Source organism: Nocardioides sp. (assembly GCF_016462705.1).
Lineage (GTDB): Bacteria > Actinomycetota > Actinomycetes > Propionibacteriales > Nocardioidaceae > Nocardioides.
Genome location: NZ_JAEMSS010000031.1, coordinates 15,761 through 30,202 on the forward strand (window position 1 = coordinate 15,761; position 14,442 = coordinate 30,202).

The following is a 14,442-nucleotide window of genomic DNA, read 5'->3' on the forward strand; positions in this document are numbered from 1 at the left end:
AGTGCTCGTGCGCGTGCGGACCGTGTCCGCAGCGACACTCCTCCACCGCGGAATCCGAGATGCCTCCAGCCACGTCCCCAGTCAAGCACCGGGGGGTGGCTCCCGTGGGAAAACGCGCAAATCACTCGCGAAGTCATTCCGGCGCGCTGTCAGCCCACTCCTGGAGCGCGGCGTAGGTGAGGTTGGGCTTGCTCCGGGCGTCCAGCAGGGTCCAGGCCGGCGGGTCCCACGGCGTCGGGTGGAACGCGTACCACGACACGCCGGCGACGTAGTCGGCGCACGTGGCGATGTCCAGGGCCTCACCGAGGTAGCGGGCCCGCGTGGCGTCGTCGACCGGTGGCGTGGTCCTGGAGCCCTGGGTGGAGTAGCCGAAGGCGGTCAGGTAGAGGGGCAGGCCCTCGTCACCGTTGTCGGCCATCACGTCGTGGAGCGTCTCGAACCCGGTGAAGTTGGCGTCGAACAGGCCGTAGGGGTCGCGCTCGTAGATCTCGCCCGGGTCGATCTCCTCAGGAGCCGCCGCGCCTGCGAACGGGTGAACGCCCAGCTGGTCGAACGGCGTCGTCTCCAGCCCGATGGTCTCCATCGCCTCGTAGGTCTTCTCCAGGAAGCCGATGTCGTTGCCGTTGAGCCCCCCACTGATCACCGTGGCCTCAGGGGCCGCCTCCTTGACGACGTCGTAGGTGGTGTCCAGCAGCCGGGCGAACTCCACGGGGTCCGGACCCGTGGTCCAGTACTTCTGGGCATTCGGCTCGTTCCACACCTCGACGAATGCGACCTCACCGTCGACGTGACGCATGACGTCGCCGACGAACTGCGCCCAGTGGGCGAGCTCGGCGTCGGATCGCGGCGGCTGCCGCAGCGTGCCGTTCGGCTCGTCGAGAGCCCAGCGGGGCATCAGCATCAACCGGAGCCGCACCTCGAGGCCGGCGTCCCGGGCCGCGGAGATGACCCGGTCCATCCCCTCGAACCGGTAGCTGCCGCCCTCACGGGGCTGGAGTGCCCGGAACGACGCCGTCGTCGAGATCACGTCGGCACCCGCGGCCTTCGCCAGCGTGACGAGGGCCCCGACCTCCTCATAGGTCAGCTGCGGCTTCGTGTCGTCGCCGGTCGCGGCCTGGACGCCGAGGTCGATCAACGGGACCCGACCGGTGTCGACGCAGTCCTCGACGGCAGGCGTGCTGGCGCTCGGCTGACCCGACTGGGTGGGAGACGTCCCCGGCGTCGCCGTGTCGTCACCGGCGCGGGTCGAGGTCCACACACCGACGCCGACGATGAGCACGACGAGCGCGATGGCGCCCACGTGCGGCGCCACCTTGCCGGCCTCGGGATGGCCACGCCGGCCCGGGACCGGTCTCGACAGGGTGCGCCGCGGCACTGCGGACGGGGTCATGTCCATGGTCGTGCGTTGCTCCTCGATCTCGGCGCGGGCGCCGGTGACGCAGCTGGGGGCTGCCACAGAGTGGGGCGAAACGGCCATGATCCCAGGTCTCGCTGGTGGCCGGGGGTCCAACGAGCGGATCCGGCCGCCGTCACGTGTCCCGGTCGTCCGGCGGAGGCCGGTCACCGTCACTCCCCCCGGCCGTCGAGCGGTGGCGGCAGGGCGGAGAAGTCGAGCAGCCCGTGCCAGGTGGACCAGAGCGCCAGCGCGCTCGACGCGGCCGCGAGCACCACGGTGAGACCGAGCCAGAGACGGGACTCCCAGGTACGGCCTCGGCGTGGCAACGCGGGCGGGTTCGTGCTCAGCCGGACCAGCACGTAGAGCAGGACGGCGCCGGCCACCGCTCCGGCCACCGGCGCGAAGGCCAGGACCACGCCGATCGCGCCCAGCGCCATCGCCACCGGGACCACCAGGGCGAACCGCCAGGCGTCGCCGGCCTGGAACCGGCGCAGGTCGAACAGCCGGCGACGCAGCACCACCGCCACCAGCACCAGGGCAGCGGTCAGCGCGACCTGCCAGGGTGTCCACTCCCCGGGCAGTCCCGGGCTGGCCCGGTCCTCGAACGGGGCGGCGACGCCCCGCAGAGAGCGCACGTCGTAGATCTTCACCGGCCCGTCGAGGACCAGCTCGAACCCGGGTTCGGTCTCGAACTTCTCGACCATCTGGGGCTGAACCGTGGCGGCGGCCTCCCCGTACCCGGCCCCACCTTCGTAGAACGACCCCGACCGGACGGTCTCGCCGACCAGCCGGGTGTCCACCACGACGAAGTCGACCTCGTTGCGCAGGATCAGCTCCAGGGACGTCTGGTCGAACGACTCCGAGATGAACATCGGGGTCACGCTGTCGAAGCCCGCGGGCTGGGTCACGGACGTGACGTCGGCGAAGTTCGGGATGACCCGGCTGAACGTGAAGTCAGCGGCGACGTTGGAGCCCTCGGGCAGGTAGCGCCCCGCCCACTCCGCGACCGCCACCGTCGTGGAGTCCACGGACCGCTGCTCGGCACCCGCCAGGAAGGGACCGGGCACGCGCTGCCAGTCGGGGCCGCTGCCCAGGATGGTCCCGCCGAGCACCAGGAGCAGCGCACCCGGCACCACGAGGGTCCGGAGCACGTGCAGGCGGCTGGCCACCCAGGCCCCCACGACCAGGACCATGGCCATGAACACGAACGTGGACGCACGGTCGGCGACCTCGCTCGCCGCGCTGGAGAACCTGGCCAGCTGGAGGGTCGGGAACGCCACGGCGATCAGGAGCGGCACGTATCGGGCGCGGGTCGCCCCGATGCTCTTCCGGCGCCATGCTGCCCACCCGGCCGGGAGCAGCATGAGGCACCACAGGAGCAACGAGCCGAACATCACCATGACCTCCCACGTCGGCGTGGGAGTGCCCGCTGTACCGCCACCGATCTCGCGCTGCGCTCCGCCCTGGAGCAGACCGGCCAGCTGAGAGGTCGCCGCGTCGAAGATGGGTGTCAGGTAGTCGATGAGCAGCGGCGCGATGACGGCGGTCCAGGCCGCCACCACGGCGGTCGCGACCTCCGCGGTGATCAGCGTGATCTCGAACCGGCGGCGCTCCTTGCCCGCCCAGAAGAAGGCGGCGAGCACCCACAGCGTCCCCAGCATGATCCAGCTCGTGAGGTGGTGGGTGATGGCCAGCGCGGCCAGGCAGACCTGCGCGGTGACCAACAGCGACCACGGACGCTCGACGGGGCTGTCGAAGGCTCGGACCAGGAGGTAGAACGTCGCCATGACCATGGCGATGGCGACCGTCTGGTAGGAGAACTGCGCGTTGAAGAAGTAGAACTGGTTGCTCGCCGCGTACAGCAGGATCGCGACCGCGCCCACGGTGGTCGACCGGCCGATGCGGCTGGCCAGCAGGAACAGCGCCGCCGCGAACGTCACCCGCGACGCACCGACGACGAGGACCTGGCACACGAACAGCGGCAGGCCCGTCAGCCAGTGGACCCCCGCGGTCGCGAGCTCGAGCCCCGGGAAGTGCGGTGAGACCGGCAGCATGCTGTTGAGCCGGAAGAACTCGGCGTGCTCGACCAGGTCGACCAAGGTGGTCACGTGCAGGTTCTCGTCGAACCGGGTGGACATCAGCGGGTTGGACAACAGCCACGACGCGTAGACGACCAGGGTCAGGGCGAGCGAGGCACCGAGTCGCTGGTGACCGGTACGGCCCGGCACCAGGAGCAGTGCCGCGAAGGGGGCGATGACGACGACGAAGCCGACGTACCACAGGACGATGGGGAGGCCCTCGTCGCCGGCCCAGCCACGGCTGTAGCCGACGACCTGCACGAAGAGCCCCACGAGCGACACCAGGATCGCGACCGTCTCCGGCCGTCGTGCGACCCAGCCCGGGACCCACTCGGGCGGGTCCGCGGCCGTCTCGGGCGCGGGCGGGGACGCGGGAGGCCCGGGGGACGCGGAGCCACCGGAGCGCGACCTCGCGGGCAGCTCCGGCTCGCGCAGTGCCTTCGGCATGCCGGCTCCTCCTGAACCCGGCGTCAACCGGCCTTCATGATCGAGTCATAAGTATCGGCCACACCTGCAACACACGTCTCCCAAGTGGGCAACACGGACGGATCCGGCAGCACCGGGTCGTCGAGCTGGCGGGCGATCGCTGCGGCCGTCTCCTCCGGTGTGGCCTCCCGGTCGACGCCGACCACCCAGCCCATGTCGGCGAGCTCGGTCAGGCCAGACGTCCGGCTGACCACGGCCGGAGTCCCCGCGGTGAGCGCCTCCATCACGGCCACCGGGTGCGCCTCGTAGTCGCTGAGCAGGGTCATCACGCTCGCCGAGGCCATCCGCTCCCCCATCAGCGCCCGGTCCACCGGTGGGATGAACTCGACGCTGACCCGGTCCCGCACCCCCAGGGACTCCGCGAGGGCGAGCAGGTCGGGTTCGTAGGGCCCCGCGCCGAGCACCTGGAGGTGGGCGTCGGGATGCGACGGGATGAGGTGCGGGAGCGCCTCGATGGCCCGGTGGTGGCCCTTGTAGCGCTCGACCCGCCCCACGCTGACGATCCGCCCGGGGACCCGGGCCACCGAGTCCCCCACGGGCGGGAGCGAGCCGCCGTTGCGGATCACCGTGATCGTCCCGGGTGGCCACCCGAGCACCTCGTCGAACCGGTGGCCCTCGAAGACCGACACGCCGATCAGCCGGTCCGCCCGGCGCAGGAGCGGCGCCAGGATCCTCCACTGCGTGCCGCGGGCCTTCTCCCGGAAGGCGCTGGAGTTGCCCCCGGTGTGGAACGTGAGCAGGTAGGGCCGTCGGCGCAGCAGAGCCGCGAGCATCGCCATCGGCGGCACCAGCGTGTGCACGCCCTGGACGTGCACCAGGTCGTAGCGCGCCCGCAGCGCGGCGAGGAACAGCCCGGGACTGAAGTACCAGTCCCGCGCGGCCGGGTAGGCACGGAAGCGCCGGATGACGTACCCGCCGTCGGCCCGCTCGACGGCAGGCAGGTCGCCGCTGCGGTCGGTCGTCAGGATCTCCAGCTCGTAGCCGTGCGCGACCAGACGGCCGGCGACCTCGGCGACGTGGGACTCGATGCCGCCGATCTCGGGTTGGCACCGCGTCGCGATCATTCCTACGCGGGTGGGCACCGGCTCAGGATGCCAGAGGGGGCATCGCGTCAGGATGCCAGCGGTGTCGTGCTGTGCGAGAGACGCTCGGCGACCGGGCCACGCGCCCGGGCGTACTCGGTGCGCAGCGTGCGCAGCACCCGCAGGCCGTCGGAGACCGCCCGCAGGTTGCTCCGGCCGAAGATGCGGTCGCGCTCGACACTGGGAACCTCGGCGATGGCCACCCCCGCCGCGGCGAAGCGGCAGTTGATCAGCGTCTCGATCTCGAACCCGTCGCCCCACAGCATGCCGACCTCACGGGGCACGACCAGCTCGTGGTCGGGCAGGTCCAGCAACGGGATCATGTCGGCCCAGAAGGCGTTGTAGCCGTAGCAGAGGTCGGTGAAGCGGGTCCGGAACGACACGTTCATGACGGTGTTGAGGAACTTGTTGCCGACGTGCCGGATCGGGGTGATGTCGGAGCTTCCACCGCCGGGGCAGAACCGTGAGCCCTTCGCGAAGTCCGCCCCGCTCACCAGGGCGTCGACGAACACCGGGATCTCGGCCGGGTCGGCGGACCCGTCGGCGTCGAACATCACGACGACATCACCGGTGACCTGCGCGAAGCCGGCCGCCAGCGCGTTGCCCTTGCCGCGCCGCAGCTGGCGCACCACCCGGATGCCAGGGAGCGTGGCCTGGGCCGCCTCGACGGTGCCGTCGACCGAGCCACCGTCCACGAGGATCACCTCGTGCGCCGGCGGCAGCGTGGGCAGGACCTCGACCAGGTTGCGGGCCTCGTTGAGGGCCGGCACCACGATGCTGATCCGGGGCTGTCGCGTGCGTCGCTCGCGAACGCGGCCACTGGAGTCCTGCGAAGTCCCCGCAGTCATGCTGTTCTACCCCCCATAGGTAGGGAGGCCCGCCGTTGCCGACCCCCCAGTCAGCGTCGCCGCGTGTCGGAGGAGCACCCGACCAGCATCGACTCGTCCGTCAGGTTAGCGACGATGGCCCGTCTGGGCTACTCGCAGCTGACCGAACGGATGATCATGTCGGCTCACGGCCGGTTCGTTACACCCGCCGCGAACCGGACCGCGGTGCGGACGCGCGGGCTCACCAGCGGGCTGGCCGGCGGGCTGACTAGCGGGTCAGCAGGGGGTCCAGGGCGACCGCGACGAAGAGCAGCGACAGGTAGAGGTTGGAGGAGTGGAACACCCGCATCGGCGCGATGACACTCAGGTCCTCCGTCCCACGGGTCCGTGCCCACATCCGGTGCGCCTCGAGCAGGAACGCCGCGCCCAGGACCACAGCCGCCAACGGGTAGACCAGGCCGGTGTCCGCCACCGGCCACAGCAGCAGCGACACCGCCACCATGGCCCAGCTGTAGAGGACGACCTGGCGCCCGACCTCCCGGGCCGGCACGACGACGGGGAGCATCGGCACGTCGACGTTGGCGTAGTCCTCGCGGTAGCGCAGTGCCAGCGCCCACGTGTGCGGCGGCGTCCAGAAGAACACCACCGCGAAGAGCACGACCGGGGTCCAGGCCAGCTCTCCCGTGACCGCGGTCCAGCCGATGAGTGCCGGGAAGCAGCCGGCCAGGCCGCCCCACACGATGTTCTGGGTCGTGCGGCGCTTGAGCAGCATCGTGTAGCCGAACACGTAGAACGCGTTGGCCAGCAGGGCGAGCACCGCGGACAGCGTGTTGACCCACACCATCAGGACCAGCGTGGACAGCACGGCGAGGGTGACCCCGAAGGTCAGGGCGGCCCGCGGGGAGACGAGGTGACGCGGCAGGGCCCGGCGCCGGGTGCGTCGCATCTGCTCGTCGATGTCACGGTCGTAGACGCAGTTGAACACCGAGGCGGACCCGGCGGAGAAGGCCCCGCCGACCACCGTGGCCACGACGAGGCCCAGCTCAGGCACACCCTTCGCAGCGAAGAACATGACCGGGACGGTCGTCAGCAGCAGGAGCTCGATGACCCGGGGCTTGGTGAGGCCGACGTAGGCGGCGACCACGTCACGCCACGTCGCTCGGGCCGCCTCGGACCCGCCACCCTCGGTCTGCGCGAGGCCCGGCACGGACTGGCCGACGTAGGTCACGTATTTCCTCGCGAGATCGGGCACTGGGACGAGGAGAGTCTACGGCGGTGCATGAGTAGGCTCGGAAGCACCCGAAGTCCCCTGGAAGGACACTTGTGAGCGCTGCCCCCACTCTCGACTGGAACGAGCTCGACGACAAGGCCGTGGACACCGCTCGGGTGCTCGCGATGGATGCCGTCCAGAAGGTCGGCAACGGCCATCCCGGCACGGCCATGAGCCTGGCTCCGGCGGCGTACCTGCTGTTCCAGAAGGTCATGCGCCACGACCCCGCGGACCCCGAGTGGATCGCGCGGGACCGCTTCGTGCTCTCGTGCGGGCACTCGAGCATCACCCTCTACACGCAGCTCTTCCTCGGCGGCTTCGGCCTCGAGCTGGAGGACCTGCAAGCGCTCCGCACCTGGGGATCGAAGACCCCGGGCCACCCCGAGCTGCACCACACGCCGGGCGTGGAGGTGACGACCGGTCCGCTCGGCCAGGGCGTCGCCAACGCCGTGGGCATGGCCATGTCCGGTCGCCGCCTGCACGGGCTGCTCGACCCCGAGGCCGCTCCCGGCGAGAGCCTGTTCGACCACCACGTCTACGTCCTCTGCTCCGACGGCGACCTCGAGGAGGGGGTCAGCGGCGAGGCCAGCTCCATCGCCGGCACCCAGGAGCTCGGCAACATCACGATGATCTACGACCGCAACCGGATCTCGATCGAGGGCGACACCGACGTGGCCTTCACCGAAGACGTCGCCGGCCGTTACGAGGCCTACGGCTGGCACGTGCAGGTGGTCGACTGGACCAACGGGGGCACCGACTACCAGGAGGACGTCCCGGCCCTGTTCGACGCCGTCACCGCCGCCCGCGAGGTGACCGACAAGCCCTCGCTGATCGTCCTCGACACGATCATCGCCTGGCCCGCCCCCAACGCGCAGGGCACCGAGCAGGCGCACGGGAGCGCCCTCGGCGACGAGGAGGTCGCCGCGACCAAGAAGATCCTCGGCTGGGACCCCGACAAGACCTTCGAGGTCCCTGCGGACGTCATCGCGCACACGCGCCGCCTGCGCGAGCGCGGCTCCGAGTGGGGCGCGGCGTGGGACGAGCAGTACGACACCTGGTCACAGGCCAACCCCGAGTCCGCGGCTCTGCTGCACCGGCTCAAGGCCCGCACCCTGCCGGAGGGCTTCGCCGCCGCACTGCCGACGTTCGAGCCCAGTGACAAGGGCGTCGCCACCAGGTCGGCCTCGGGTGAGGTGATCAACGCGATCGCGGAGGTCATGCCGGAGCTGTGGGGCGGCTCGGCCGACCTCGCCGGGTCCAACAACACCACGATCAAGTCGGCGCCCTCGTTCATCCCGGAGAGCCGGTCGACCAAGGAGTGGCAGGGCGACCCCTACCAGGGCCGGGTGCTGCACTTCGGCATCCGTGAGCACGGCATGGGCGCGATCATGAACGGCATCGCCGCCGACGGCCTGACCCGGGTCTTCGGTGGCACCTTCCTGACGTTCTCCGACTACATGCGCGGCGCGGTCCGGGTGGCCGCGCTCAGCCAGCTGCCGGTGACCTACGTCTGGACCCACGACTCGATCGGCCTCGGCGAGGACGGCCCGACCCACCAGCCGATCGAGCACCTCGCCGCGCTGCGGGCGATGCCGGGACTGGACGTCGTCCGGCCGGCCGACGCCAACGAGGTCTCGGCGTGCTGGCAGACGGTCCTGTCCCACAGCGACCGCCCGGCCGCGCTCGCCCTCACCCGGCAGAACGTGCCCGTCTTCCCGCGGGGCGTCGACGGTTTCGCGGACACCACGGACGTGCACCGCGGCGGCTACGTGCTGCTCGATGCCGAGAGCGGCACACCGGACGTCGTCCTGATCGCCACCGGGTCGGAGGTGCAGCTCGCGGTCGAGGCTCGCGCCCTGCTCGCCGACGACGGGATCTCCGCCCGCGTGGTCTCGATGCCGTGCCTGGAGTGGTTCGAGGACCAGGACGCCGCCTACCGCGACACGGTCCTGCCACCGATCGTCAAGGCCCGGGTCGCGGTCGAGGCCGGTGTGAAGCAGGGCTGGCGGGAGTACGTCGGCGACCGCGGCCGGATCGTGTCCATCGAGCGCTTCGGCGCCTCGGCCGACTACGCCCGGATCTACCAGGAGTTCGGCATCACCGCGGCGGCCGTCGCCGACGCGGCACGTGACAGCGTCCGAGAAGGGAGCAGCTCATGAGTGACCGTCTGCAGGAGCTCACCGACGCGGGGGTGTCCATCTGGCTCGACGACCTCTCCCGGGAGCGCATCGAGACCGGCAACCTCGCCGACCTCGTGAAGGAGAAGAGCGTCGTCGGCGTGACCACCAACCCGACGATCTTCGCCTCGGCCATCGCGGACGGGGAGCGCTACGACGACCAGGTGCGCAAGCTCGTCTCGGAGGGCGCCGACGTGACGAAGGTGATCTTCGAGCTCACCACCGAGGACGTCCGCAACGCCTGCGACGTGCTGGCTCCCGTGGCCGACGGGTCTCCCTCGGACGGCCGGGTCTCGATCGAGGTCGAGCCCGACCTGGCCAACGACACCGAGGGCACTGTCGCGTCCGCACGGGCTCTCTGGAAGGCCGTCGACCGCCCCAACGCCCTGATCAAGATCCCGGCGACCCGCGAGGGACTGCCTGCGATCACCACCGCCATCTCCGAGGGCATCAGCGTCAACGTCACGCTGATCTTCAGCGAGGCCCGCTACCGGGAGGTGATGGACGCCTACCTGACCGGGCTGGAGCAGGCCCGGGACGCCGGCCGGGACCTGAGCAGCATCCAGTCCGTGGCGTCGTTCTTCGTCTCCCGGGTCGACACCGAGGTCGACAAGCGGCTCGAGGGGATCGCCAGAGAGGGACAGAGCGAGATCGCGCTCGCGCTGCGCGGCAAGGCCGCGGTGGCCAACGCCCTGGTGGCCTACGGCGCCTTCGAGGAGGTGTTCGGCTCGCAGCGGTGGCGCGACCTGGAGGCCGCCGGTGCCCGTCGGCAGCGGCCGCTCTGGGCGTCCACCGGCGTCAAGAACCCGGACTACGACGACACGATGTACGTCCGGGACCTCGTGGTCCCCGAGACCGTCAACACCATGCCCGAGAAGACCCTGGAGGCCTTCGCCGACCACGGTGAGGTCCTGGGCGACGTGGTCACCGGCAAGGCGGGCGAGGGCAGCGCCCTGCTCGAGCGCCTGCGCGAGGTCGGCGTCGACTTCGACGACGTGATGCTGGTGCTGGAGACCGAGGGGGTCGACAAGTTCAAGAAGTCGTGGCAGGAGCTCGTGGAGACCGTCCAGGGACAGATGGACAAGGCGGCGTGACCCCTGCGCGGGACCGGCTGGCGGACCTGGCGGCGGCGTTCTCGCCTGACCTGCGAGCCTGGTTCGCCGCCGACCCGGACCGGGTGGCTCGGCTCGCGTTCCAGGCGGCCGACCTCGCCGTCGACCTCTCCAAGGGGCTGGTCGACGACGAGATCCTCGCCGCGCTCCTGGACCTGGCGGCCGACGCCGGGGTGACCGAGCGCCGGGACGCGATGTTCCGCGGCGAGCACATCAACGTCACCGAGGACCGGGCGGTCCTGCACACCGCGCTCCGGCTCCCCCGCGACGCCTCGCTCGAGGTCGACGGCCAGGACGTGGTCGCCGACGTGCACGCGGTCCTCGACCGCGTCTACGAGTTCGCCGACCAGGTCCGGTCAGGCGCCTGGACCGGCGTGACCGGCGACCGGATCCGCACGGTCGTCAACATCGGCATCGGCGGCTCGGACCTGGGTCCGGTCATGACCTACGAGGCTCTCGAGCCCTACCGCACCCTCCCGGATGGAGAGGCGGGGCTCGAGTGCCGGTTCATCAGCAACATCGACCCCACCGACGCCGGCCAGAAGCTCCAGGGACTCGACCCGGCCACCACGCTGTTCATCGTCTCCAGCAAGACCTTCGGCACGCTCGAGACCCTGACCAACGCCCGGCTGTGCAAGGCCTGGCTGCTGGACGGGCTCTCCGGTGCGGACCCGAAGGAGGCCGTCGCCCGGCACTTCGTGGCCGTGTCCACGGCGCTGGACAAGGTCGAGGACTTCGGCATCGATCCCGCCAACGCGTTCGGGTTCTGGGACTGGGTGGGCGGACGCTACTCCGTCAGCTCGGCGATCGGCACCTCGCTCGTGCTCGCGATCGGCCCCCAGCGGTTCGCGGAGTTCCTGTCGGGGCTGCACGCGATGGACGAGCACTTCCGCACCGCCGAGCCGGCCCGCAACGTGCCACTGCTCATGGGGCTGCTCAACGTCTGGTACTCCGACTTCCTCGGCTCCCAGACGCACGCGGTGCTCCCCTACTCCCAGCTCCTGCACCGGTTCCCGGCCTACCTCCAGCAGCTGACCATGGAGTCCAACGGCAAGGGCGTCCGCTGGGACGGCACCCCGGTCACCGGCGACACCGGCGAGGTGTTCTGGGGCGAGCCCGGCACCAATGGCCAGCACGCGTTCTACCAGCTCATCCACCAGGGGACCCGGCTCGTCCCCGCGGACTTCATCGCGTTCGCCAACCCGGCCTACCCGCTGCGCGACGGCGACACCGACGTCCACGAGCTGTTCCTGGCCAACTTCTTCGCCCAGACCCGGGCGCTCGCCTTCGGCAAGACCGCCGACGAGGTGCGCGCGGAGGGCACCGCCGAGGAGATCGTGCCGGCGCGGGTGTTCACCGGAAACCGGCCGACCGCGTCGATCATGGCGCCGGAGCTGACCCCGTCCGTCCTGGGCCAGCTGATCGCGCTCTACGAGCACATCACCTTCACCCAGGGCGTGGTGTGGGGGATCGACAGCTTCGACCAGTGGGGCGTCGAGCTGGGCAAGCAGCTCGCCCAGCAGATCGCGCCGGCCGTCGCCGGCGACCAGGCCGTCGCGGCCGAGCAGGACCCCTCCACCCAGGCCCTGATCGCCTACTACCGGAAGCACCGCCGCTGATGACCGATCTCCCCGACGCAGAGCCCCTGATCGAGGTCCACGAGAACCGCGACGACCTGGCCGTCGCGGTCGCGGGCGAGCTGGTCCACCGCCTGGTCGAGGCCCAGGCCGACGGGGGCGTGCCGCAGATCGCCCTGACCGGCGGCTCGGTGGCCGACGCGGTCCACCGGGAGCTCGCCCGGCTCACCGTCGAGAGCGAGATCGGCAGCGAGGTCGACTGGTCCCGCGTCGTGTTCTGGTGGGGTGACGAGCGGTTCGTCGAGCCGGCCTCCCCGGACCGCAACGAGCGCCTGGCCCGCGAGCTCTTCCTCGACCAGGTCGACGTCGACCCCGCCAACGTCCACCCGATGCCGTCCACCGAGTCGGCGGAGTCGGCCGAGGCCGGCGCCGCGGCGTACGCCGACGAGCTGCGCACCCACGGCAGCGGGACGTTCGAGATCGTCATGCTCGGCCTCGGTCCCGACGCCCACGTCGCGTCGCTGTTCCCCGGCTTCCCGCAGCTCGACGCCGACGAGATCGCCGTGGCCGTGCACGACTCCCCCAAGCCGCCCCCGGACCGGATCAGCCTCACCCTGCCCTGCCTCAACCGGGCCCGGTCGGTCTGGTTCGTGGTCAGCGGCGAGGAGAAGGCCGGCGCCGTCGCCCTGGCGCTCGCGGACGGCACCGACGTGCACGACGCCCCCGCGGCGGGTGTGGCCGGTCAGGCCGAGACGATCTGGTTCCTGGACCGGGCGGCGGCCAGCAGGCTCTGACCCGACCCACGCGCCTGAAGCGCAAGGAGAGCGCTCAAAGACGCAATGAGAGCGGTGGGAGCGGAGCGACCCGGCTTTTCGCGGACGTAGTCCGCGCGCCCCGCGATCGGCCGTCGCGCACGATGGACGGCGAAGCTTCCCGCAGCGAAGCAAGCGGTCCGTCGTGCGTGCCGGGCCGAGCTCGCGGGGGTGTTAGAAGATGATCTCGCCGGCCTTGCGACGGGTGCGCAGCAGCTGCAGCGCCTCGTCGAGGATGTCCGCCGCCTCCTTGTCGGAGCGGCGCTCCTTCACGTAGGCCAGGTGCGTCTTGTAGGGCTCGATCTTGGGCGCCGGGGGCGGGTTGTCGGAGTCGACGCTGGCCGGCAGCCCGCACTTGGGGCAGTCCCAGTGCTCGGGGACGGCGGCCTCGACCGCGAAGGTGACCACGGACCGGTGTCCGTGGGAGCAGAAGTACGTGATGGCCTGTCGGGGCGCGGCCTCGCCGCGCTCCGCCTCCCCCATCGGTCCCGCACCGACCCGGCTTCCCCGGATCGCGTTTCCCCCACCAGCCATCGTTGTGCTCCTACGGCTTGTCGTTCAGCTCTGGTAGGCCAGAAGAAGGCCCAGGGCGATGACACAGGCGAACCAGATGACCCCGATGCCGACGGTCAGCCGGTCGAGGTTGCGCTCGGCGACCGACGAGCCGCCGAGGGAGCTGGAGACGCCGCCTCCGAACATGTCGGAGAGGCCACCCCCGCGCCCCTTGTGGAGGAGCACGAGAAGGATCATCAGCGCGCTAGAGATCATCAGCACGACGGTGAAGAACAGGTCCACGTTGCGGAATCCTACGTCAGGTCGGGTCAATCACCCGAAGGGGTGATCGAGTGTCGGAAGAGCGTCGCGACGGAGCAGGTCAGAGGGCAGGCATGTCGTAGTAGCGACACACCCCACCGAACTCGTCGGCCTGGAGGCTGGCGCCGCCCACGAGGCAGCCGTCGACATCGGCCTCGGCCATGATGCCGGCGACGTTGGAGGCCTTGACCGAGCCGCCGTAGAGGATGCGTACGCCGTCCGCCGCAGCGTCGCCGTAGGCCTCGCGCACCTGGCCGCGGATCGCCTGGCAGACCTCCTGGGCGTCCTGGGGAGTCGCGACCTCGCCGGTCCCGATCGCCCAGACCGGCTCGTAGGCGACCACGAGGCCGGCGACCTGCTCGGGGGTGAACCCGGCGAGCGAGCCCTCGACCTGCGACATCGTGTACGGCACGTGCTCGCCGGCCTGCCGGACCTCCAAGCCCTCCCCGACGCACACGATCGGGGTCATGTCGGCGGCCAGCGTCTTGTGCGCCTTGGCGTTGACGACCTCGTCGGTCTCGGCGTGGTGCTCGCGCCGCTCGGAGTGGCCGACGACGACGTACGAGCAGCCGAGCTTGGCCAGCATCGACGCCGAGATCTCACCGGTGTAGGCCCCCGAGTCCTGCGTCGAGACGTCCTGGGCGCCGTACTTGATGGACAGCCGGTCGCCGTCGACGAGGGTCTGCACCGAGCGGATGTCGGTGAACGGCGGCACGACGACGACCTCGACGCGACCGTAGTCGTGCTTCTTGTCGTCCAGCGTCCAGGCGAGCTTCTGGACCAGCACCACCGCTTCCTGGTGGTTGAGGTTC

12 protein-coding genes are annotated in these 14,442 nt (G+C 70.9%); 4 read left to right on the forward strand and 8 right to left on the reverse strand.

What is annotated here, in order from left to right; all coding sequences use genetic code 11:
- Window positions 1-133: 133 nt before the first annotated feature.
- The 5 genes from JHD21_RS06095 to JHD21_RS06115 all read right to left on the reverse strand — a co-directional run bounded on the left by JHD21_RS06095 (window position 134) and on the right by JHD21_RS06115 (window position 7,076).
- The gene (locus JHD21_RS06095) at window positions 134-1,456 is read right to left on the reverse strand and encodes a hypothetical protein (RefSeq protein WP_292672478.1); all 1,323 of its coding nucleotides are present in this window, start codon (window positions 1,454-1,456) and stop codon (window positions 134-136) included.
- A gap of 110 nt (window positions 1,457-1,566) precedes the next feature.
- Window positions 1,567-3,921 carry a hypothetical protein gene (locus JHD21_RS06100; protein WP_292672480.1) on the reverse strand — a complete coding sequence of 785 codons (2,355 nt, stop codon included), beginning with the start codon at window positions 3,919-3,921 and terminating at the stop codon, window positions 1,567-1,569.
- A 23-nt stretch (window positions 3,922-3,944) separates the two neighbouring features.
- Complete coding sequence (locus JHD21_RS06105; protein WP_292672482.1) at window positions 3,945-5,042, reverse strand: glycosyltransferase family 4 protein; 1,098 nt, start codon at window positions 5,040-5,042, stop codon at window positions 3,945-3,947.
- A 29-nt stretch (window positions 5,043-5,071) separates the two neighbouring features.
- Window positions 5,072-5,890 (reverse strand): glycosyltransferase family 2 protein, encoded by an 819-nt coding sequence (locus tag JHD21_RS06110; protein ID WP_292672484.1) that lies wholly within the window; start codon window positions 5,888-5,890, stop codon window positions 5,072-5,074.
- A 247-nt stretch (window positions 5,891-6,137) separates the two neighbouring features.
- A complete protein-coding gene (locus JHD21_RS06115; RefSeq protein ID WP_292672498.1) occupies window positions 6,138-7,076 on the reverse strand; it encodes a heme o synthase in 939 nt (312 codons plus the stop codon).
- A 116-nt stretch (window positions 7,077-7,192) separates the two neighbouring features.
- Here JHD21_RS06115 and tkt point away from each other — a divergent pair, with 116 nt between their 5' ends.
- From tkt to pgl, 4 genes are read left to right on the forward strand one after another with little or no spacing between them, the layout of a single operon-like run.
- Window positions 7,193-9,298 (forward strand): transketolase, encoded by a 2,106-nt coding sequence (gene tkt / locus JHD21_RS06120; RefSeq protein ID WP_292672486.1) that lies wholly within the window; start codon window positions 7,193-7,195, stop codon window positions 9,296-9,298.
- The gene (gene tal / locus JHD21_RS06125) at window positions 9,295-10,410 is read left to right on the forward strand and encodes a transaldolase (RefSeq protein ID WP_292672488.1); all 1,116 of its coding nucleotides are present in this window, start codon (window positions 9,295-9,297) and stop codon (window positions 10,408-10,410) included. Before tkt ends, tal begins: the two co-directional genes overlap by 4 nt.
- Complete coding sequence (gene pgi / locus JHD21_RS06130; RefSeq protein WP_292672489.1) at window positions 10,407-12,047, forward strand: glucose-6-phosphate isomerase; 1,641 nt, start codon at window positions 10,407-10,409, stop codon at window positions 12,045-12,047. Before tal ends, pgi begins: the two co-directional genes overlap by 4 nt.
- Window positions 12,047-12,799, forward strand: a complete 753-nt coding sequence (gene pgl / locus JHD21_RS06135) for a 6-phosphogluconolactonase (RefSeq protein ID WP_292672490.1) — start codon at window positions 12,047-12,049, stop codon at window positions 12,797-12,799. The genes pgi and pgl overlap by 1 nt, the downstream gene beginning before the upstream one ends.
- A gap of 192 nt (window positions 12,800-12,991) precedes the next feature.
- Here the strand turns inward: pgl and JHD21_RS06140 are convergent, their stop codons facing one another.
- From JHD21_RS06140 to tpiA, 3 genes are all read right to left on the reverse strand, one after another.
- Entirely contained in the window at window positions 12,992-13,351 is a 360-nt protein-coding gene (locus tag JHD21_RS06140; RefSeq protein WP_292672492.1) for an RNA polymerase-binding protein RbpA, read from the reverse strand.
- Window positions 13,352-13,375: 24 nt separating this feature from the next.
- On the reverse strand, window positions 13,376-13,612 hold the full coding sequence (gene secG / locus JHD21_RS06145; RefSeq protein ID WP_292672493.1) for a preprotein translocase subunit SecG: 237 nt from the start codon (window positions 13,610-13,612) through the stop codon (window positions 13,376-13,378).
- A 79-nt stretch (window positions 13,613-13,691) separates the two neighbouring features.
- A partial coding sequence (tpiA, locus tag JHD21_RS06150) for a triose-phosphate isomerase (protein WP_292672495.1) occupies window positions 13,692-14,442 on the reverse strand: 751 nt, incomplete at its 5' end.